Genomic DNA, 19,013 nt, shown 5'->3' with positions numbered 1-19,013 from the left:
TCCGGTGCGCCCGCAGCCCGGCCAGCGCTCGTGAGTGCTCATGCCGGTTCTCACCGGCATGAGCATTCACGAGACCCGCCTCAGCCCACCTGCTCCTTCGCCGGGACCGGCGCGCCGAGCGAGAGCTGGGTCGAGCGGGTGGTCAGCGAAATCGCCGCCGCGGCCAGCGTCGACACCGCCAGGAAGCCGAACGCCGCGGCGAACCCGAACCGGTCCGCGAGCCAGCCCATCACCAGCGGCGCGAGCACGCCGGCGAGCTGGCCGCCGGTGTTGACCAGGCCCATCCCCGCGCCGACCAGGTCGCGCGGCAGCACCCGCAGCGGCAGCCCGACGATGCCGATCGAGGCGAGGCCGCTGATGAACATCGCGACGGTCTGCAGCACGGTGAACCCGGTCGCCGAATCCGACAGCAGCATCGCGACGAGCACCCCGGCCGCGGCGACGAGCGCGGGCACCACGAGCCAGCGCGGCCGGCGGTCGAAGTACCGGCTCATCAGCCAGCCGCCGATCAGCACCGCCGCCGCGCTCACCAGCTGCGGGATCGCCGCCGAGATCCCCGCGGCGACCAGCGAAAGCCCCTTGGTCTCGACCAGGTACGACGGAACCCAGGTGATCATGCCGTAGGCGAGCATGTTGAAGCAGGCGAACATCGCCGCGCAGCGGATCACCAGCCGGTTCCGCAGCACCTGCGACACCGGCACCTTCACCGGGGCGACGCGCGCCTCGGGTTCGGTCAGCTCGCGCGGCAGCGGCGGAGGCAGCAGCCGCCACAGCGCCAGGCCGACGATCAGCCCGGCCACCGCGACGATCCAGAACGTGTGCCGCCAGCCCGCGGCGACCACGAGCGGCGCGACCAGCAGCGGCCCGAGCCCGGCACCGACCGAGTTGGACGCGAGCAGCAGTCCCGCGCCGCGGCTGCGGCCTTCCTGCGTCGTGCGTTCGGCCAGCGCCTTGAACGCCGCCCCGGGGAACAACGCCTGCGCGAACCCGAACGCCGCGCGCAGCACCAGCAGCACGACCAGCCCGGGAGCGAACCCGGTGGCGGCGGTGAACACCGACCAGGCCACCAGCGAGATCACCAGCAAGGGCCGCGCACCCACGCGGTCCGCGAGCAGCCCGCCCGGCATCTGCCCGACCAGATACGCGATCGCGAACGCGGACACGACCAGCCCCTGCGTGGTCTTGGACAGCCCGAACTCCGCGCCGATCAGCGGCAGCGCGACCGCGATCATGACGCGGTCGATGTAGTCGATGATGAAGACGCCGACCAGCAGCGCCAACGTGGTCCGTTCGGTCCGCTTCACGACCGGGGCGGAACTCGGAATGCTCACCGTCGGATCCTCCTTGATTCGGCGACGCCGCATTGTGTGGTCATGCACCCCCTCCGCGGCTTCGTCGGATCCACTGACAGTCGGCTCCCGGATTGCGCCGATCCGACGAAGAGCCGGTTGCGCGATGAGCCGGGTTCAGCTTCGGCGCAGGTCAGCGCGCTCGGCTGCCGAGAAACGGCCGTTCGCCCCCGGAACGCGCCTGCCTTCTCTACGCTGGCGTGGCCGCGAACGGCGCAAGGAGAAGGACGGTGGGCATGGCCGAGGGGCGACCGGACGCGGTGATCGGCGGCCGTTACCGCCTGATCAGCGAACTCGGGTCCGGCGGTTTCGGCCGGGTGTGGCGGGCCAGGGACGAAACCCTCGGCGTGGCCGTCGCGGTGAAGGAGCTGCGGCTGCCGCCGTCGTCGAGCGAGGCGGAGCGGGCCGGCCGCCTCAAGCGGGCCGAGCGCGAGGCCCGGCACGCCGCCCGGCTCCGCGACCACCCGCACATCGTGGCCGTCCACGACGTCGTGGCCGAGGACGGGGTGCCGTGGATCGTGATGCGCCTGGTCGAGGGCCAGTCGCTGGCCGACCGCATCGCCGCCGGGTCGCTCTCCCCCGCACAAGCGGCCCCCGTCGCGGCGGCGCTGATCGAGGCGCTCGCCGCCGCCCACGACGCGGACATCGCGCACCGCGACGTCAAGCCCGCCAACGTGCTGCTGACCGAACGCGGCGAGGTGCTGCTCACCGATTTCGGGATCGCCGCCCACGACGCCGACACCCAGCTGACCTCGACCGGGATGTTCATCGGCTCGGTCGAATACACCGCCCCGGAACGGCTCGAAGACCGCGGCAACGGCGCCGTCAGCGACCTGTTCTCCCTGGGTGCGACGCTGTACCACGCCGTCGAGGGTGTCTCCCCGTTCGCCCGGGACACCGCCAAGGCGACGATGGCCGCGATCCTGTTCCACCAGCCCCCGCCGCCCCGGCGCGCGGGTCCGCTGGCCGAGCTGATCACCCGCCTGCTGGAGAAAGACCCCGCCCGCCGCCCGTCCTTCGCCGAAGCCCGGGAACTGGCGGCGGAAGCGGCCTCGCCGCGGCGCGAAACCCGGGTGGAGACCGTTCAGCAGCCGGTCGATCCGGTGCCTGGGCCGCCGGGGCAGCCGACGAACCGGCCGCGGATCATCGCCGGGACCGTCGCGTCCGCTTTCGGCGTGGCGATGGCCGTCCTGGTCACGATGATCACCCTGAGCGGCGCGACGCACGCCGACACCTGGGCAGATGCCGTCTTTCCCCCGGCGCTGATCGCCGGGGGAATCGCATTCCTCGTGGGAGTCGGGCCGCGCACCTGGCCGATCCGGCACTCCTCGCCGATCGCCATCGGCGCGGGTGTCGTCACATTCGCCGTGCTGCTCGCGCTGTGGTTGCCGAACATCGCCGTCGGCTGAACCTCTCCCCCGAAACGCCAACGGCGGGGCCGGTCTCCCCAGCCCCGCCGTATAGGTCGTTATACACCCAGCTTACGCGCCCGCCAGCCCTCGGCGCTTCAGCAGCGGCTCGATCTCCGGTGCGCGGCCGCGGAAGGTCGCGAAGGCCTCCATCGGGTCGACGCTGCCGCCGAGGCCCAGCAGGGTCGACCGGAAGTGGTCGCCGTTCTCCCGTTTGAGGCCGCCGTTCTCGGTGAACCACTCGACGGTGTCCGCGTCGAGCACCTCGCTCCAGATGTAGGAGTAGTACCCGGCGCTGTAGCCGCCGGAGAACACGTGGTTGAAGTACGTCGTCCGGTAGCGCGGCGGCACGCTTTCCAGTGCCACGCCCGCCTTTTCCAGCGCCGCGGCCTCGAACCGCTGCACGTCCTCCACCCGGTCGTCCGGGCCGAGCTTGTGCCACGCGAGGTCGAGCAGCGCCGCGGCGAGGTACTCGGTCGTGCGGAAGCCTTCGCCGTACTGCTGCGCGGCCTCCAGCAGTTCGACCTGCCCGGCGGGAAGCGGCTCCCCCGTCTCGTGGTGCTTGGCGTAGTTGGCCAGGATTTCCGGCCACAGCATCCACATCTCGTTGACCTGCGACGGGTACTCGACGAAGTCGCGCGGCACGTTGGTGCCGGTGAACGTCGGGAACTCGACGCCGGACAGCAGCGAGTGCAGCGCGTGCCCGAACTCGTGGAACGCGGTGCGCACCTCGTCGAGCGAGAGCAGGGTCGGCTCCCCCTCGCGGGGCTTGGTCACGTTCAGCACGTTGACCACGACCGTGCGCCGCCCGAGCAGCCGCGACTGGTCCACGAAGTTGTTCATCCACGCGCCGCCGCGCTTGGAGTCGCGGGTGTAGTAGTCCATCAGGAACAGGCCGAGCCCGCTGCCGTCGGCGTCGAAGACCTCGAAGATCCGCACCTGCGGGTGGTACTTCGGCAGGTCGTTCCGCTCGGTGAAAGTCAGGCCGTACAACCGGTTCGCGGCCACGAACACGCCGTCGTGCAGCACCCGGTCCAGCTCGAAGTACGGCCGCAGCGCCGCGGTGTCCAGCTGGAACCGCTCGCGCTCCACCTTCGACGCGTAGAACGCCCAGTCCCACGGCTGCAGCGTCGCGCCCGGCACGTCGGCTTCCAGCAGCTTCTGCAGTTCCGCGGCTTCGGTGCGCGCGTTCGCGACCGCCACCGGCGCGAGCCGCTCCAGCAGCCCGCCCGCCGCCTCGACGGTCTTGGCCGTCTCGTCCGCGATCACGTACGCCGCGTGGTTCGGGTAGCCCAGCAGCGCGGCCCGCTCGGCCCGCAGCCGGGTGATCTCCTCGACGATGGCGTTGTTGTCGTACTCGTTGCCGCGATTGCCCCGCGACACCGAAGCGGTGAAGACGCGCTCGCGCACCGCGCGGTTTTCCAGCGACGCCACGGCCGCCTGCGCGGTGGGCAGCGTCAGGGTCAGCACGTACTTGCCCTCGAGACCGCGTTCGGCCGCCGTCTGCGCCGCCGCCGCGATCGCGCTTTCGCCGAGCCCGGCCAGCTCCGCGGCGTCGTCGAGCACGACCGCGAGATCGTTGGTGTCCCGCAGCAGGTTCTGCGAAAAACGGGTCTGCAGCGTCGAAAGCTGCTCGTTCAGCGCGCGCAGCTTCGCCTGGTCCTCCTCGGGCAGCCCGGCGCCCGCGCGGCTGAAGTCGGTGTACCGGCGCTCCAGCAGCCGCAGCTCCTCCGCGTTCAAGCCCAGCTCCGCACGCTTCTGGTACAGCGCGTCGATGCGGGCGAACAGCCGCGGGTTCAGGTGGATCGCGTCCTCGTGCGCGGCCAGCTTCGGAGCCAGCTCGGCCTGGATCTCCTGGACCTCTTCGGTCGCGTTCGAGCTCGAGATGTTGAAGAACGTGCCGGACACCCGGGTCAGCAGCGCGCCCGCTCGCTCCAGCGCCGCGATCGTGTTCTCGAAGGTCGGCTCGGCCGGGTCGTCGGCGATCCGCTCCACGTCGGCCGCGTGCTCGGCGAGCCCGGCCTCGAAGGCGGGCCGGTAGTGCTCGTCGGCGATCCGGTCGAACGGCGGCAGCTCGTAGGGCAGATCGCTGGGGACGGCGAACGGGTTGTCCGGGGAAATCATTCGGGTTTGCGCTCCTGGTTCTCCACAGGGTTCTCCACGTGGTGCCGCCCACCCTACGGGGTCCGGCATCCGACGGAAGGACTGTCGATCGTCAGCGGCCCGTGCTTCCGCCCACGACGGCGTCGCTCGAAGCCTTCTTGCCGCGGCCGCGCTTCTTCTTCGGCGGCGGCGGCACGATCCCGGCCAGGTCGCCGCCGTGCTCGTTCACCCGGAGCACGAACGGCCGCGTTTCGGTGTAGCGCACGACCGACACCGCGGCCGGGTCCACGACGATCCGCTGGAACGCGTCGAGGTGCTGGCCGAGCGCGTCGGCCAGGATCGACTTGATCACGTCGCCGTGGCTGCACACCACCCACACCGCGTGGTCGCCGTGCTCGGCGGTGATCCGGGCGTCGTGCGCGCGGATCGCGGCCACCGCGCGCGCCTGCATCTCGGCGAGCCCCTCCCCGCCCGGGAACACCGCCGCCGACGGGTGCGCCTGCACCACGCGCCACAACGGTTCCTTGACGAGGTTCTTGAGTTCCCGGCCGGTCCACTCGCCGTAGTCCACTTCGGACAGCTGCGGCTCGACGACCTTCGTCAGGCCCTGCGCGGCGGCCAGCGGCGCGACGGTCTGCTTGCAGCGCAGCATCGGCGACACGACCAGTTCGGCGACCGGCACCCCGGCGAAACGCTCGACGAGGGCATCAGCCTGCGCCCGGCCGGTGTCGTCCAGCCCGACCTTCGGCGTGCGCCCGGCGAGGACGCCCGAGCCGTTGGCCGTGGACTTCCCGTGCCGCAGCAAGATGACCGTACTCACGACGCCACCCTAACCGGTGATCCTCCGGTTCAGCCGCCCGCGGGTCCCGCGTTCGGGTCGAGCACGCCGCCGAAGACCAGCCCGAACAGCACCACGCCGAGCACGACGCGGTAGATCACGAAGGGCACGAAGCTGCGCTTCTTGATGTAGGCCATCAGCCACGCGATCACCAGGTAGCCGACGCCGAAGGCGACCAGCGTGGCCAGGATCGTCGGCCCCCACTGCGCGTTCTCGCCGTTCTTGCCGATGTCGGTCAGCTTGTACAGCCCCGAGCCGAACACCGCGGGCACCGCGAGCAGGAACGAGTACTCCGCGGCTTCCGAGCGGGTGTAGCCCATCAGCAGGCCGGCGCTCGTCGTGCCGCCGGAGCGCGAGACGCCCGGGATCAGCGCGAGCGCCTGCGCGAAGCCGTACGCCAGGCCGTGCGGCACGTTCAGGTGGTCCAGCGTCCGCTGCTGCTTCGCGGTCCGGTCGGCGAACAGCAGGATCAGGCCGAACACGATGAGCGTCGTCGCGGTGATCCGCAGGTCGCGGAACGCCCGGTCGATCTCGTCCTGCAGCAGCAGGCCGAGCACGACGATCGGCAGCGACCCGACGATGATCAGCCAGCCCAGCCGAGCGTCCGGGTCGCGCCGCCAGTCCGGGCGGTAGAGCGAGAAGAACCAGGCGCGCAGGATCCGGCCGATCTTCGGCCCGAAGTAGAGGATCACCGCGAGCTCGGTGCCGATCTGGGTGACCGCGGTGAACGCCGCGCCCGGATCGCCCCAGCCCGCCAGCGCGGCGACGATCCGCACGTGCGCGCTCGAGGAGATCGGCAGGAACTCGGTGAGCCCCTGCACCAGCCCCAGGACCAGGGCCTCGAACCATCCCATCAGGCCGCTCCCGCCGGTTCGCCCGCCCGCACGGGGCGCAGTCCGATTCGCACGGTCGGGAACCTATCGGGTGGTTCCTGAGGACTCCCGCGAGGGCGCCGGTGCGCGGGCGGGGACTCGAGGCCGGTCCGTGAAGCCCGCGCCGGCAACGCCGTCCTCCGTCCCGGGAAGCGGAATGCCGGTGCGACACGAGGTCACCTTGGTCGGGTGCGGGCGGGCGCGCCCACTAGGCTCGGCGGTCGTGGAAAAGCGACAGCTCGGCCGGTCGGGACTGCGGATATCGCGGATGGCCCTCGGCACCATGACGTGGGGCGGCGACACCGATCCGGACGAGGCGGCCAGCCAGCTGGTCGCGTTCGTGGACGCGGGCGGCACGCTCGTGGACACCGCCGACCTCTACGCCGGCGGCGAGGCCGAGCGGATGCTCGGCGAACTGCTGTCGGACCTGGTGCCGCGCGAGGACGTCGTGCTGGCCACCAAGACTGTCGCCCGCCGCACCGACGGCCCGTTCGGCGGCGGCGCTTCGCGCGGCGCGCTGCTGTCCGCGCTCGAAGGGTCGCTGCAGCGGCTGCGCACCGACCACATCGACCTGTGGCAGCTGCACGCGTGGGATTCCTGCGTGCCGATCGAGGAAACGCTCTCCGCGCTCGATTACGCGGTGACGAGCGGCAAGGTCCGCTACGTCGGCGTCTCCAACTACGCGGGCTGGCAGCTCGCCACCGCCGCCTCGCTCGCCGCGGTGCCGCTCGTGTCCGGGCAGTTCGAGTACTCGCTGCTGGAACGCGGCATCGAGCGCGAAGTCGTCCCGGCCGCGACGCACCACGGGATCGGCGTGCTGCCGTGGGCTCCGCTCGGCCGCGGCGTCCTCACCGGGAAGTACCGCACCGGCACGCCCGCCGACTCGCGCGGCGCGTCCGCCGAGTACGCCGGATACGTCGAGCACCACCGCACCGAACGCGCTGCGCGGATCGTGCAGGCGGTCGTGACCGCCGCCGAAGGGCTCGGCACGTCGCCCCTCGCGGTGGCGCTGGCCTGGGTCCGGGACCGGCCCGGAGTGGCCGCGCCGGTCGTCGGCGCGCGCGACACCGGCCAGCTCACCGGGTCGCTGGCCGCCGAGGAGCTCACGCTCCCGCCTGCGATCCGGAGCGCGCTGGACGACGTCAGCGACATCGAATTCGGCTATCCGGAACGGGGCACCCGGTGAGCCGCAGGTGTCGGGTCGGTGACACGGGCGTGACGCGTCGGCGTTCCTGGAGGATGCTGGAGGGACCCGTTCGCCGGAGCTTTGGTGGAGGTTTCAAGGTGCGTCGGCTCACCGCCGCGTCGCGGATCGCGATCCCGCTGGCCGGTGCGCTCGCGCTGTCCGCCTGCTCGTCCTCGGAGCAGCCGAAGGACAACCTGCAGGTCGTGGCCAATCCGACGGCCGCGAAACCCGCCGTCTCCCCCGCCCGCGCAGGGCCGCCCGCCGGGCAGGTGCTGCCGATGCCGGTGGTGTCCGCGATCGCGGCCGACCAGCAGAGCCACACCCTCGTCGTCGCCCTCAAGCAGCCCGCTGAGCTGCGGCTTTACGATCTCGCCTCGCTCGGCGCGCCGAAGAAGACCGTCGCGCTGCCCGGTCCGGCGGAATCGCTCAGCGTGTCCGGGGGCCAGGCGCTCGCGGGGATCCCGGGCAAGGGCGTGCTCGCCCGCGTCGCGCTGTCGAGCGGGCAGGTGACCGCCGAGAAGGTCGCCGGGCAGCCGGCCGCCGGGGTCGCCGACGGGCCGGACACGCTCGTCGCGGTCCGCGACCGCAAGGCCGTCGAGGTGCTGGCGAACGGCTCGGTCGCGAAGACCATCACCGGTCAGCTCTACAGCGCCGACGACGTGGTCGACACCGGCAACGGCGTCGTCGTCCTCGACCGGCTGCGCACCGCTGTGTTCAGCGTGGACGTGCAGGCCGGGACCATGGACGAAGGCCTGCGCGCGGGCGACGGCGCGGCCAACGCGGTCGCCGACTCCTACGGCCGCGTCCTGGTCACCGACGCCCGCGCGGGCGCGCTGCTCGCGTTCTCGACCAACCCCCTGATCCTCCGCCAGCGCTACCCGGTGCCCGGTGGCGCGTACGGCCTCGCCTACGACGCGAAGCGCAGCCTGGCGTGGGTCACCCTGACCGCCCGCAACGAGGTCGTCGGCTACGACGTCCGCGGCGGAGAGCCCGTCGAGAAGTACCGATTCCCGACCGTGCGCCAGCCGGACACGGTGGGCGTCGACGACCAGAGCGGCCGCGTGTTCGTCGGCTCGGCCGCCGGAGAAGGGACCCAGGTGATCCAGCCATGACGACAGTCGACGAGGCGGTGGTCGAAGGGGATTGGGAGTATCGCCGCCTGCGCCTCCCCCCGGCGGTGTCCCGGCGCGCGGCGATGATCCAGCTCTCCATCCACGCGGAGTTCGCGGGCTGGGAACTGCGCACGGTCCGGCTGTACGCCGACGGGACGCGCCGCATCTGGTTGCGGCGCAAGCGCACCGCGGCCGACCACTCGACGGGGCTCGCGACCTGACCTGCTTGACTGTCCGTTATGCGCAAGTTGGTCTATCTGGTCGCGTCCACGCTCGACGGCTTCATCGCGGCTCCGACCCGGGAGGACCCGACCGGCTCGGTCTTCCAGTTCGAGGGCGACCACGCCGAGCCGCTGCTGCACGAGTATCCGGAAATGGCGCCGACGCACCTCCGGTCCGTGCTCGGCATCGAGGACGTCCCGCACCGGCATTTCGACACGGTGGTCGAAGGCCGGGTTTCCTATCAGATGGGCGTCGACCTCGGCGTTCCGGACGCGTACACGCACCTGCGGCACTACGTCTTCTCCCGCACGATGACCGAGGCGCCCGGCCCGGCCGTGCAGGTGGTCAACACCGACCCGGCGGAGAAGATCCGCGAGCTGAAGAAGGAAGACGGCAAGGACATCTGGCTCGTCGGCGGAGGCGCGCTGGCCGGAGCGCTGCGCGACGAAGTGGACGAGTTGCACCTGAAGCTGTACCCGGTGGTCATCGGCTCCGGCGCACCGCTGTTCGACGCCGGGTTCTCCGTGGACAACTACCGGATGGCGGACAGCCGGACCTTCGAGAGCGGCGTCGCCCTGCTGCGGTACGTCCGCGCCTGAACCCTCGTGAACGACGTCGCCGAGCTGACCGAGCGCCTCTGGCGCACCGACGCCGCCAGCATGCTGGGTGCGCTCAGCCGTCGGCTCGGCGACTTCGATCGCGCTGAGGAAGCGCTGTCGGAAGCGATCGCCGAGGCACTCAAGCGCTGGCCCGGCGAAGGGGTGCCGTCCAGTCCCACCGGATGGCTCGTCACTACCGGGTGGCGCAAGGCGATCGACCGGCTTCGCCGGGACGCGGTCGGCCAGGAGAAGGCCGTCCGGGCAGCGGCGGAACCGCCTCCGGAGCCGCGCGTCGACGACCGGCTGGCGATGATTTTCGCTTGTTGCCACCCGGATTTGCCGGAACCGGCCCAGGTCGCGCTGACGCTGTACGCCGTGGGCGGGCTGACCACCGCCGAGATCGCCGCCGCGTTTCTGGTGCCGGTGCCGACGATGGCGCAACGGCTTTCGCGAGCCAAACGGCTGTTGCGGGAACGCGGCATCGGATTCGAACCACCGCGGCCGCACGAGTACGCCGACCGGCTGCCCGCGGTACTCGCAGTGATCTATTTGGTGTTCAACGAGGGTTATCTCTCCAGCGGAGATTCGGCGCAGCGGCAGGAATTGGCGCGCGAGGGCGTCGAACTGGCCCGGCAGCTCGCCGACTCGCTGCCTCGCGAACCGGAAGCCGCCGGGCTGGCCGCGTTGCTGGAGCTGCAGCACGCGCGCGTCGCGGCGCGGTTCGACGCACAGGGGCGGATTGTGGTGCTGGAGCAGCAGGATCGACGGCTGTGGGACGGTTCGGCGATTCAGCGTGCGGTGCTGCGGTTGCGCGAGGCGGTGCGGCTTGGCCGGCCCGGGCCTTATCAAACCCGGGCTGGCATCGCCGCGATGCACGCTGTCGCAAGGAGTTTCGCGGAGACCGACTGGGTGGGCACCCGAGCGATGTACGACCGGCTTTACGCACTGGACCCGTCGCCCGTCGTCCTGCTGAACCGGGCGGTCGCCACGCGATACGCCATCGGCCCGGCTCCGGCGCTCGGCGAGGTCGACGCGCTCGAAGCCCAGCTGTCCAGCTACCACCTGTGGCACGCTGCCCGCGCCGATCTGCTCGCCGCGCTCGACCGGCCGGACGAGGCGCTGACGTCGGCGAAGCGGGCGCTGGAACTGGCCTCGAACCCGGCCGAGCGCGAGCTGATGGCGCGGCGCGCAGCCGATTTGGCAGGCTAGTCTGACGCACATGGTCGACACTCCGCTGCAGACCGTGTACCCCAACCTCACCTACGCCGATCCGGAAGCCGCGATCGCATTCCTCGTCGAGGCCTTCGGATTCGAGTCGCATTTCGTGGTCGAGGCAGGGAACGGCGTCCAGCATGCCCAGGTCCGCGCGGGCGCGAGCCTGATCTTCCTCAGCCGGGACCACGAGGGCGACCAGTACGGCATGCACAGCCCGCTCGCGCTGGGCGGCACCAGCCACGCGTTGTGCGTCTGGGTGCCGGACAGCACGCTCGACGACCACCAGGCCCGGGCCGAGGCCGCCGGCGCGCGAATCCTCAACCCGGTGCACGATTCCCCGGCCGGGGTGCGCGAGTACTCGTGCGCCGACCCCGAAGGCCAGGTCTGGACCTTCAGCAGCTACGCGGGCGAGTGAGGCTCACTCTTCTTCGCGGCTCATCACCGGCCGAACCTCCACCGCGCTCACGCCCGGTCCCAGCGGCCAGCTCGCCGCGACCTCGACCGCCTCGTCGATGCCGGCACACTCCAGCACAATCACCGAGCCGACGATCTCCTTCAGCTCCACGTACGGCCCGTCGGTGACCACCGGTTTCCCGTTCGCCCCGGCCCGGATCGTCCTCGCCGTCTCCCGCGGCTGCAGTTCGACGCCGTTCCCGACCTTGCCGGACGGCTGCCAGCGCTCGAACCACGCATAGATCTGCTTCATCTGGTCTTCCTCGTCCGCCGGGGACAAGGCGGCCCATTCGCGGTCGTCGCCGCAGATCAGCATCGCGTACTGCACGGTTTCTCCTCCTGGTCGGAAAACGCTCTCGACCGGATGACGAACGGGCCGCCCCGGTTTTCGACAAGGCTCAGCCGAGCGCGGCCATCCACTCCGTCCACTTGGCTTCCTCCGCCGCCACGTCGACGTCCGGCGCGACGATGTGGTGCGTCGCCACCAGCGGTCCGCGGAAGCCTTGCATGAAGCAGAAAAGACCTTCTGCGGTACGAATCCCGACGGTCTGCTCGTTCACCGCGTACACCACGCCACCCGAACCGGCCAGCCGGACTTTCGCGCCGACAGTCAGCTGCCCGACGCCCACTTCCTTCGCCAGCGCAGCCCACAATGCGGGCCAGTCCCCGACAGCCGTCGTCCCGAAGGCGGTGACCGGTTTCGCTGTCCGGCCCGGGAAGTGCTGCACGAACTCCACCAGGTTGCGGAAGAACAGCGCGCCGCCCGCCTGCATGGCCTCGAACTCGTCGGCCCAGTCGTCGCCCGGCAGGAAGCCGCTCGTGACACACCGGATCACCGAACTGCCGCCCTCCCGGCCCTCGACGAGGAATTCGTAAGCGATCCGCCGTCCGTCCGGATCCGGCTCGCCGCCGTAGGCCAGCCGGTTCGGCGGGTCCCAGGCGGTGATCGCGTGCGTCGGTTCGTAGGCCGCGAACGCCCCGCGCACCGCGCCGCCGACCCCGCCTTCGACCTCGTTGCGGCCCATGAACCACGAGTCGATGCCCGGGCCGGTCGCGATCGCCGCCCAGACCTGTTCCGGTTCGGCCGGGACCTCGGCGACGTCGATCTCCCGGAATTCCTTACCCATGCTCGGTTTCCTCCCCCATCGGCACGCTCGGGTGCACCGCCAGCACCACCCGGTGCGCGCGGCCGTTCTCGGCTTTCTCGTCGTGGTACTTCCCGACCAGCGTGGTCACCGCCGTCGCCAGCTCCTCCGCGAACGCCGCCCGGTCGGCTGCCGAAGCGAACCGGACCTCGCCGTCGAGCGCGAAGGTGGCGACGCGTTTCTTCGCTTTCGCCGCACCGGTGATCAGGATCCCGACGTCGCGCACGAGCCGTCCGGCGACCGCCAGCAGCCAGCGCGCGGAGAGCCGGTCCGGCGACTGCGCCGGATCGGGCTGCACGGCCGCGAGCGCGGACGGCGAGATGACGTACGACGCCGCGGTCGCCCGCATCATCCGTTCCGTGACGTTGCCCTTGCGCCGCTCCTCGACCAGTTCCACGAGACCGTGCTTTTCCAGCGCGCGCAGGTGGTAGTTGACCTTCTGCCTCGGCAGGTCGACGCGGGCGGCCAGCATCGTCGCCGAGGCGGGCTGCGCCAGTTCGGCCAGCAGCCGCGCCCGGACCGGGTCCAGCGACACCTCGGCCGCGGCCGCGTCCTCGATCACCGCAACGGGAAACATGCGGTCCATCGTCGCGGCTGAAGAGTCAGGTTGTCAAGACAGGTTTTGTTGTCGGTAGACCTCGTGCACCACCGAGGCGATCCGCGGCACCACCTGCGCCGCGGCCTCCAGCGGCACGACGTGCCCGACGCCGGGCAACACCACGGCGTACCCCTGGGCCAGCCCGCGCACGAACTGCTCGACGTCGGCGGGCGCGACGATCCGGTCCCGCTCCCCCACGATCGCCGTCACCGGCAGGTCGCCGGCCAACGACAACGCCGCTTCGCGTGCGTAGGCGTCGAGCGCGGGCCGGAACTGCGCGACCGTGTGCGGCCAGTTGCCGCGGATCATCTTCACGGTCAGCTCGACCAGGTCCGGGTCGGGATCGTCGCCGAACAGCCACCAGCGCAGCCCGGCGCTCACCGCGCGGCTGGTGTGCTCGCGGAACACGCCGTACAGCTTCGCGCCGAGCACCATTTCGAGGTCCTGCGCGAGCTTGCCGAGCGCGTTGGGCCAGGCGGCCGACGCCTCGGTGGCCAGCCGCCCGGACGACGTCGACAGCAGCACCAGCCCGCCGGCACGCTCGGCGAACAGCTCCGGATGCCGCTGGGTCAGCGACATGACCGCGAGCCCGCCCATGTCGTGGCCGACGAGCACAACCCGCCCGTGCGGGACGGCTTGCTCGATCACCTCGGCGAGGTCGTCGGCGAGCCGGCCCATCGTCGCGGTGCCGCGCGCGGCCCGGCCGGATTCGCCGTGCCCGCGGTGGTCGTAGCTGACCACCGCGAGCGGATGCTCGACCGCGTCCGGCAGCACCGGGGCGATCCGGCCCCAGCTGCGCTGGTCGAGCGCGTAGCCGTGCAGCAGCACGACGGTCACGGCCGCCGCCGGATCGCCCCTGCGCACGAGGTGCAGGGGCGTGCCGTCGGCGAGCCGGAACCCGGACATCAGGAGGAGCGGAGGAACCGGTCCAGCACGCGGACGCCGAACTTCAGCGCGTCGACCGGGACGCGTTCGTCCACGCCGTGGAAGAGCCCGGAGAAGTCCAGGTCGGCGGGCAGTTTCAGCGGCGCGAAGCCGAAGTTGCGGATGCCGAGCTGCTGGAAGGACTTCGCGTCGGTGCCGCCGGAGAGCATGTACGGCAGGGTCCGCGCGCCCGGGTCCTCGGCGAGCACCGCGGCGGTCATCGCGTCGACGAGCGCGCCGTCGAACGTCGTCTCGACCGGCGGCAGCTCCATCCACTCCTTCTCGATGTCCGGCCCGAGCAGCTCGTCCAGCTCCCGGTCGAACGCCTCGAGCCGGCCCGGCAGGATCCGGCAGTCGACCGCCGCCTCGGCCACCGAAGGAATCACGTTCGACTTGTAGCCCGCGGTGAGCATCGTCGGGTTCGCGGTGTCGCGCAGGGTCGCGCCGATCATCCGGGAGATGTTGCCCAGCTTGGCGACCGCGCCCTCGATGTCGTCCTCGGGGAAGTCCCATCCGGTGATCTCGGTGACCCCGGCGAGGAACTCGCGCACGGAATCGGTCAGCACCAACGGAAACTGGTGCTGCCCCAGCTTCGCGACGGCTTCGGACAGCTTGGTGACCGCGTTGTCGCGATGAATCATCGACCCGTGGCCCGCCGTGCCGCGCACGCGCAGCTTCATCCAGCGGATGCCCTTCTCGGCCGTCTCGATCACGTACGCGCGGACGTTGTCCTTCAACGTGATCGAGAACCCGCCGACCTCGCTGATCGCCTCGGTGACGCCCTCGAACAGCTCGGGCCGGTTCTCCACCAGCCACTGCGCCCCGTACTTGCCGCCCGCCTCCTCGTCCGCGACGAACAGGAACACGAGGTCGCGAGGGGGCACGATATTGTTGATCTTGTAGTGCCGCGCGAGGGCCAGCGTCATGCCGACCATGTCCTTCATGTCGACCGCGCCGCGCCCCCACACGTACCCGTCCTGGACCGCACCGGAGAACGGATGCACCGACCACTCGGCCGGGTCCGCGGGGACGACGTCGAGATGCCCGTGAATCAGCAACGCCCCGCGGCTGGGGTCGGCCCCCGGCAGCCGCACGACGACGTTGTGCCGGTCCTTGCCGCCGGACTCGACGTAGGTGATCTCGTACCCGGCGTCAGTCAGCTTCTCCGCGACGTACTCGGCCGCGACCCGCTCGCCCACGAGGGTTTCGGGGTCGCCGGTATTGGTGGTGTCGATGCGGATCAGCTCGCTGGTGAGCGTGACAGCCTCGTCCGCGGCGGCGTCGATCAAGTTCGGTTGGGTCACCGGCCATTCCTATCATCCGCCACGCGAAGACGCCCCCGTCCCGCCGACTGGACTCCCTCCCCGGGCGCGGCGCCCCACGACGTACGTGAGGGCCACCCTCACAGCGCCTGATTCCCTCAGGGTTCCCCTCACGACCCTCCGACGGCCACCGCCGCCGACCGGGATGCCCCCACCCCACGCAAACCGCAACCGGTGCACCCAACGAGCGAGGCACCCAGCCCCTCCCCCCGCACCCCGATACGAAGCCTCCCTGCGGTTCGGGGGTGCTTGTCAAGGCATCTTTCCCGCCTTGACAAGCACCCCCGAACCGTCAGCACAATCAAGCTTCGGGGTGCCCCACGCAACCAAGGCAGGCAATGTCGCCGCCAGGCGACGAGCCGAACCGACTGATCCGCCAGTCAACCCAAGATCGCAACTCCTTGGCACACAACAGGGTCTGAGAACCGCTACACCAACAACCCCCCAAGAGTTGCGATTTTCGCAACCCCCCATTACCGTCACGGCCCATGGACGAAACAGACCAGCTGAGAGAACGGGTCCGCCAGCTGATCCAGTCCATGCCCGTCCCCCAGCGCGAGTTCGCCGCCGCCATCGGCCTGGACCAGACCAAGCTCTCCAAGGCCCTCAACGGCGCCCGCCGCTTCTCCCCGCACGAACTCGTCCGCGTCGCCGAATACTCCGGCGTCACCGTGAACTGGCTGCTCAACGGCAGCGACGACGCCAAAACCGTCACCGCCGTCCCAGCCCCGGCGGCGGGAACCGCGAGCGAGCCCGACGACCCGGCGCACTCCGAACCAAGGCGGCGGATCCTGGAAACCGCCTGGCAGCTCATCGCCGAACGCGGCTACCACCGCGTCCGCATCGCCGACATCGCGCAAGCATGCGGCACCAGCACCGCGGCCATCCACTACCACTTCCCCACCAAAACCGAAGTCCTCGACGAAGCGTTGCGGCGCAACGTGAAGCTCGCCTTCGACCGGCAGGTCGCCGAGCTGCACGCGGTGCCCGGCGCGCACGACCGGCTGCTCAAGCTCGTCGAGCTGCAGCTGCCGACCGAGGGCCTGCTGCGCGCCGAATGGTCGGTGTGGCTGCAGGTCTGGAACGAGGTCGCGCTCGACCCGCGGCTGCGTTCGCTCTACACCGACTCCTACGACCGCTGGTACCAGACCATTCTCATGACCATCCGCACCGGCCAGGAGCAGGGCGTGTTCCGCCTGGCCGACCCCGAGGCCGCCACCGCCCAGCTCACCGCGCTGATCGACGGCCTCGGCATCCAGGTGCTGACCGGGCGTCCCGGCAGCACGGTGGGCGCGATGCGCGCGCACCTGAACGACTTCATCGACCGCTCGATCGTCCAAGGAGCCTGATGAACCACGAGGTCATCGTCACCTGCGCGCTCACCGGCGCGGGGGACACCACCCGCCGGAGCCCGCACGTCCCGGTCAGCCCGGCGCAGATCGCCGAGAGCGCCATCGAGGCCGCCAACGCCGGCGCGGCCGTGGTGCACATCCACGTGCGCGAACCCGAAACCGGGGCGCCGTCGCGGGATGTCGCGCTGTACCGCGAGGCGGTCCGGCTGGTCAAAGAGTCCGGAGTGGACGTCGTCGTCAACCTCACCGCGGGCATGGGCGGCGATCTGGTCATCGACGCCGAGGACCCGCTCAAGCCGGTCGACGGCACCGACCTGGTCAACGCGCACGACCGGCTCCCGCACGTCGAGGAACTGCTGCCGGACATCTGCACGCTCGACTGCGGTTCGCTGAACTTCGGCGAGGGCAACCAGCTTTATGTGTCCACTCCGGACATGCTGCGCACCGGCGCGAAGCGCATCCAGGAGCTGGGTGTGAAGCCCGAACTGGAGATCTTCGACACCGGCAACCTCTGGTTCGCCACGAAAATGGTCGAAGAAGGCCTCATCGACCCGCCGCCGCTCTTCCAGCTCTGCATGGGCATCCCGTACGGCGCGCCGCCGGACCCCGGGCTGCTGCAGGCGATGGTGCACCTGCTGCCGGAAGGCGCGCAATGGGCGTCGTTCGCCATCGGCCGCGACCAGATGCCGTGGGTCGCGCAGTCGGTGCTGCTCGGCGGGCACGTCCGGGTCGGGCTGGAGGACAACCTCTACCTGGCGCGGGGCGTCAAGGCCACCAACGGCCAGCTCGTCGAACGCGCGGTGGACATCGTGCAGAAGCTCGGCGCGGACATCGCCACCCCGGACCGGGCGCGCGAAATCCTGGGGCTGAAGGAGCGCGTGCATGCCTGAGACCACTGTGGACACTGTCGCGTGCATCGGAGCCGGGGTCATCGGCGGCGGCTGGGTCGCGCATTTCCTCGCGCAGGGCTTCGACGTCCGGGCCTGGGACCCGGCACCCGACGCCGCGGAGAAGCTCGAACGGCTCGTCAACGCCGCGTGGCCCGCGCTCACCGAACTGGGCCTCAAGCCAGGCGCGAGCCGTGACCGCCTCACCGTCACCACGACGCTCGCGGAAGCCGTCGACGGCGTGGGCTTCGTGCAGGAAAGCGCACCGGAAGACCTTGCGCTGAAACAGAAACTGCTCGCCGACATCGACGCCGTCACCGCGCCGGACGTCGTGATCGCCTCCTCCACCTCCGGCTACGGCATGACCGAAATGCAGGTCGCCGCGAAGACGCCGGAACGGCTGGTGGTCGGGCATCCGTTCAACCCGCCGTACCTGATCCCGCTGGTCGAGGTCGCGGGCGGGAAGCTCAGCGCGCCGTGGGCGGTCGAGCAGGCCGCCGAGTTCTACCGGCGCGTCGGCAAGTCCGTGATCACGATGGACCGCGAGGTGCCCGGCTTCATCGCGAACCGGCTCCAGGAAGCGCTGTGGCGCGAGGCTCTGCACATGGTCGCGAACGGCGAGGCGACGGTCGAGCAGATCGACCTCGCGATCACCGACGGACCGGGCCTGCGCTGGCCGATCCAGGGCCCGATGCTGACCTTCCACCTGGCGGGCGGCGAGGGCGGCATGGCGCACATGCTGGACCACTTCGGACCGTCGCTGAAGTCGCCGTGGACCCGACTCGAAGCGCCCGAACTCACCAAGGACCTGCGCGACGCCGTGGTCGCCGGCTGCGACGACGAGGCGGACGGGCGGACCATCGCCGACCTGATCGCCGAACGCGACCGGGCCGTCATCGCGATCCAGCGCGCAGTCGGGCAGGCCCGTCGTGGCTGAGTACCGCGACCGGGTCCGTCCAGAGTGGATCGACTACAACGGCCACCTCTCCGAGCCCTATTACGTGCTCGTCTTCGGCGACGCGACCACCGCGCTGATGGACATCGTCGGCCTCGGCCCCGGCTACCGCGAGAGAACCGGGGCGTCGCTGTACACCGTGGAGGCGCACGTCCGGTATCTGCGCGAAGTCGGCGCGGACGCCGAACTCGAGGTGAGCACCTCCGTGCTGTCAGTCGGCGCGAAAAAGGTGCGGCTGTGCCACGAAATGCGGGTCGGCGGCGAACTCGTCGCGACCGAAGAGCTGTTGTGCCTGCACGTTTCCGGGGGCCGCGCGACGCCGTTCCCCGCCGAAATCGCCACCGCGCTCGACACGCATCTCGCCCCGGTCCCGGACTACGCGGGACGCGCCATCGCCTGATCCCCTCCCCCACCGTGTCGTGCGCGGCGACGCCGGTTCTCACCGGCGTCGCCGCGCACGGCACCCGCTCGA

Annotated in this window: 20 protein-coding genes; 11 read left to right on the top strand and 9 right to left on the bottom strand. The window is 70.9% G+C overall.

What is annotated here, in order from left to right; genetic code table 11:
• Positions 1-80: 80 nt before the first annotated feature.
• Positions 81-1,331 (bottom strand): MFS transporter, encoded by a 1,251-nt coding sequence (locus EIZ45_RS02100; RefSeq protein ID WP_205669761.1) that lies wholly within the window; start codon positions 1,329-1,331, stop codon positions 81-83.
• A 254-nt stretch (positions 1,332-1,585) separates the two neighbouring features.
• Here EIZ45_RS02100 and EIZ45_RS02095 point away from each other — a divergent pair, with 254 nt between their 5' ends.
• Positions 1,586-2,758, top strand: a complete 1,173-nt coding sequence (locus EIZ45_RS02095; RefSeq protein WP_134661512.1) for a serine/threonine-protein kinase — start codon at positions 1,586-1,588, stop codon at positions 2,756-2,758.
• 72 nt (positions 2,759-2,830) lie between these two features.
• Here EIZ45_RS02095 and EIZ45_RS02090 read toward each other — a convergent pair whose 3' ends face one another.
• From EIZ45_RS02090 to EIZ45_RS02080, 3 genes are all read right to left on the bottom strand, one after another.
• On the bottom strand, positions 2,831-4,882 hold the full coding sequence (locus EIZ45_RS02090; protein ID WP_043833210.1) for a M3 family metallopeptidase: 2,052 nt from the start codon (positions 4,880-4,882) through the stop codon (positions 2,831-2,833).
• Between the two features lie 91 nt (positions 4,883-4,973).
• The gene (locus tag EIZ45_RS02085) at positions 4,974-5,681 is read right to left on the bottom strand and encodes a histidine phosphatase family protein (RefSeq protein WP_134661513.1); all 708 of its coding nucleotides are present in this window, start codon (positions 5,679-5,681) and stop codon (positions 4,974-4,976) included.
• Between the two features lie 29 nt (positions 5,682-5,710).
• Entirely contained in the window at positions 5,711-6,553 is an 843-nt protein-coding gene (locus EIZ45_RS02080) for an undecaprenyl-diphosphate phosphatase (protein ID WP_009078682.1), read from the bottom strand.
• A gap of 241 nt (positions 6,554-6,794) precedes the next feature.
• Here EIZ45_RS02080 and EIZ45_RS02075 point away from each other — a divergent pair, with 241 nt between their 5' ends.
• The 6 genes from EIZ45_RS02075 to EIZ45_RS02050 all read left to right on the top strand — a co-directional run bounded on the left by EIZ45_RS02075 (position 6,795) and on the right by EIZ45_RS02050 (position 11,320).
• Positions 6,795-7,757 (top strand): aldo/keto reductase, encoded by a 963-nt coding sequence (locus tag EIZ45_RS02075; RefSeq protein WP_037805921.1) that lies wholly within the window; start codon positions 6,795-6,797, stop codon positions 7,755-7,757.
• 98 nt (positions 7,758-7,855) lie between these two features.
• Positions 7,856-8,869, top strand: coding sequence for a YncE family protein (locus EIZ45_RS02070; RefSeq protein WP_134661514.1), 1,014 nt, complete (start codon positions 7,856-7,858; stop codon positions 8,867-8,869).
• On the top strand, positions 8,866-9,090 hold the full coding sequence (locus EIZ45_RS02065) for a DUF5703 family protein (protein ID WP_009078687.1): 225 nt from the start codon (positions 8,866-8,868) through the stop codon (positions 9,088-9,090). Before EIZ45_RS02070 ends, EIZ45_RS02065 begins: the two co-directional genes overlap by 4 nt.
• Positions 9,091-9,108: 18 nt before the next feature.
• A complete protein-coding gene (locus EIZ45_RS02060; RefSeq protein WP_043833205.1) occupies positions 9,109-9,690 on the top strand; it encodes a dihydrofolate reductase family protein in 582 nt (193 codons plus the stop codon).
• Between the two features lie 6 nt (positions 9,691-9,696).
• On the top strand, positions 9,697-10,899 hold the full coding sequence (locus EIZ45_RS02055) for an RNA polymerase sigma factor (protein ID WP_205669762.1): 1,203 nt from the start codon (positions 9,697-9,699) through the stop codon (positions 10,897-10,899).
• Positions 10,900-10,909: 10 nt separating this feature from the next.
• The gene (locus EIZ45_RS02050) at positions 10,910-11,320 is read left to right on the top strand and encodes a VOC family protein (protein WP_134661515.1); all 411 of its coding nucleotides are present in this window, start codon (positions 10,910-10,912) and stop codon (positions 11,318-11,320) included.
• A gap of 3 nt (positions 11,321-11,323) precedes the next feature.
• On the opposite strand, the gene EIZ45_RS02045 is transcribed toward EIZ45_RS02050, so the two are convergent.
• From EIZ45_RS02045 to EIZ45_RS02025, 5 genes are all read right to left on the bottom strand, one after another.
• Complete coding sequence (locus tag EIZ45_RS02045) at positions 11,324-11,686, bottom strand: YciI family protein (protein ID WP_134661516.1); 363 nt, start codon at positions 11,684-11,686, stop codon at positions 11,324-11,326.
• Between the two features lie 70 nt (positions 11,687-11,756).
• Positions 11,757-12,485: an SRPBCC family protein gene (locus EIZ45_RS02040; protein WP_134661517.1), complete on the bottom strand. Its 729-nt coding sequence runs from the start codon at positions 12,483-12,485 to the stop codon at positions 11,757-11,759.
• A complete protein-coding gene (locus tag EIZ45_RS02035; protein ID WP_134661518.1) occupies positions 12,478-13,080 on the bottom strand; it encodes a helix-turn-helix domain-containing protein in 603 nt (200 codons plus the stop codon). The genes EIZ45_RS02040 and EIZ45_RS02035 overlap by 8 nt, the downstream gene beginning before the upstream one ends.
• A gap of 33 nt (positions 13,081-13,113) precedes the next feature.
• The gene (locus EIZ45_RS02030; RefSeq protein WP_043833195.1) at positions 13,114-14,007 is read right to left on the bottom strand and encodes an alpha/beta fold hydrolase; all 894 of its coding nucleotides are present in this window, start codon (positions 14,005-14,007) and stop codon (positions 13,114-13,116) included.
• On the bottom strand, positions 14,007-15,329 hold the full coding sequence (locus EIZ45_RS02025; RefSeq protein ID WP_043833193.1) for a M20/M25/M40 family metallo-hydrolase: 1,323 nt from the start codon (positions 15,327-15,329) through the stop codon (positions 14,007-14,009). Before EIZ45_RS02025 ends, EIZ45_RS02030 begins: the two co-directional genes overlap by 1 nt.
• 506 nt (positions 15,330-15,835) lie before the next feature.
• Between EIZ45_RS02025 and EIZ45_RS02020 the strand changes: the two genes are divergently transcribed.
• Genes EIZ45_RS02020 through EIZ45_RS02005 form a run of 4 tightly spaced genes read left to right on the top strand, consistent with a single transcriptional unit; the run spans position 15,836 to position 18,941 of the window.
• Positions 15,836-16,696, top strand: a complete 861-nt coding sequence (locus EIZ45_RS02020; RefSeq protein ID WP_134661519.1) for a TetR/AcrR family transcriptional regulator — start codon at positions 15,836-15,838, stop codon at positions 16,694-16,696.
• Positions 16,696-17,589, top strand: a complete 894-nt coding sequence (locus EIZ45_RS02015) for a 3-keto-5-aminohexanoate cleavage protein (RefSeq protein WP_043833189.1) — start codon at positions 16,696-16,698, stop codon at positions 17,587-17,589. Before EIZ45_RS02020 ends, EIZ45_RS02015 begins: the two co-directional genes overlap by 1 nt.
• Complete coding sequence (locus tag EIZ45_RS02010) at positions 17,582-18,523, top strand: 3-hydroxyacyl-CoA dehydrogenase NAD-binding domain-containing protein (RefSeq protein ID WP_134661520.1); 942 nt, start codon at positions 17,582-17,584, stop codon at positions 18,521-18,523. Before EIZ45_RS02015 ends, EIZ45_RS02010 begins: the two co-directional genes overlap by 8 nt.
• On the top strand, positions 18,516-18,941 hold the full coding sequence (locus tag EIZ45_RS02005) for a thioesterase family protein (RefSeq protein ID WP_037805900.1): 426 nt from the start codon (positions 18,516-18,518) through the stop codon (positions 18,939-18,941). Before EIZ45_RS02010 ends, EIZ45_RS02005 begins: the two co-directional genes overlap by 8 nt.
• Positions 18,942-19,013 lie beyond the last annotated feature (72 nt).

This window comes from Amycolatopsis sp. CFH S0740 (genome assembly GCF_004522315.1).
GTDB lineage: Bacteria > Actinomycetota > Actinomycetes > Mycobacteriales > Pseudonocardiaceae > Amycolatopsis > Amycolatopsis nivea.
This window is presented reverse-complemented; position numbering and strand designations above follow the sequence as displayed.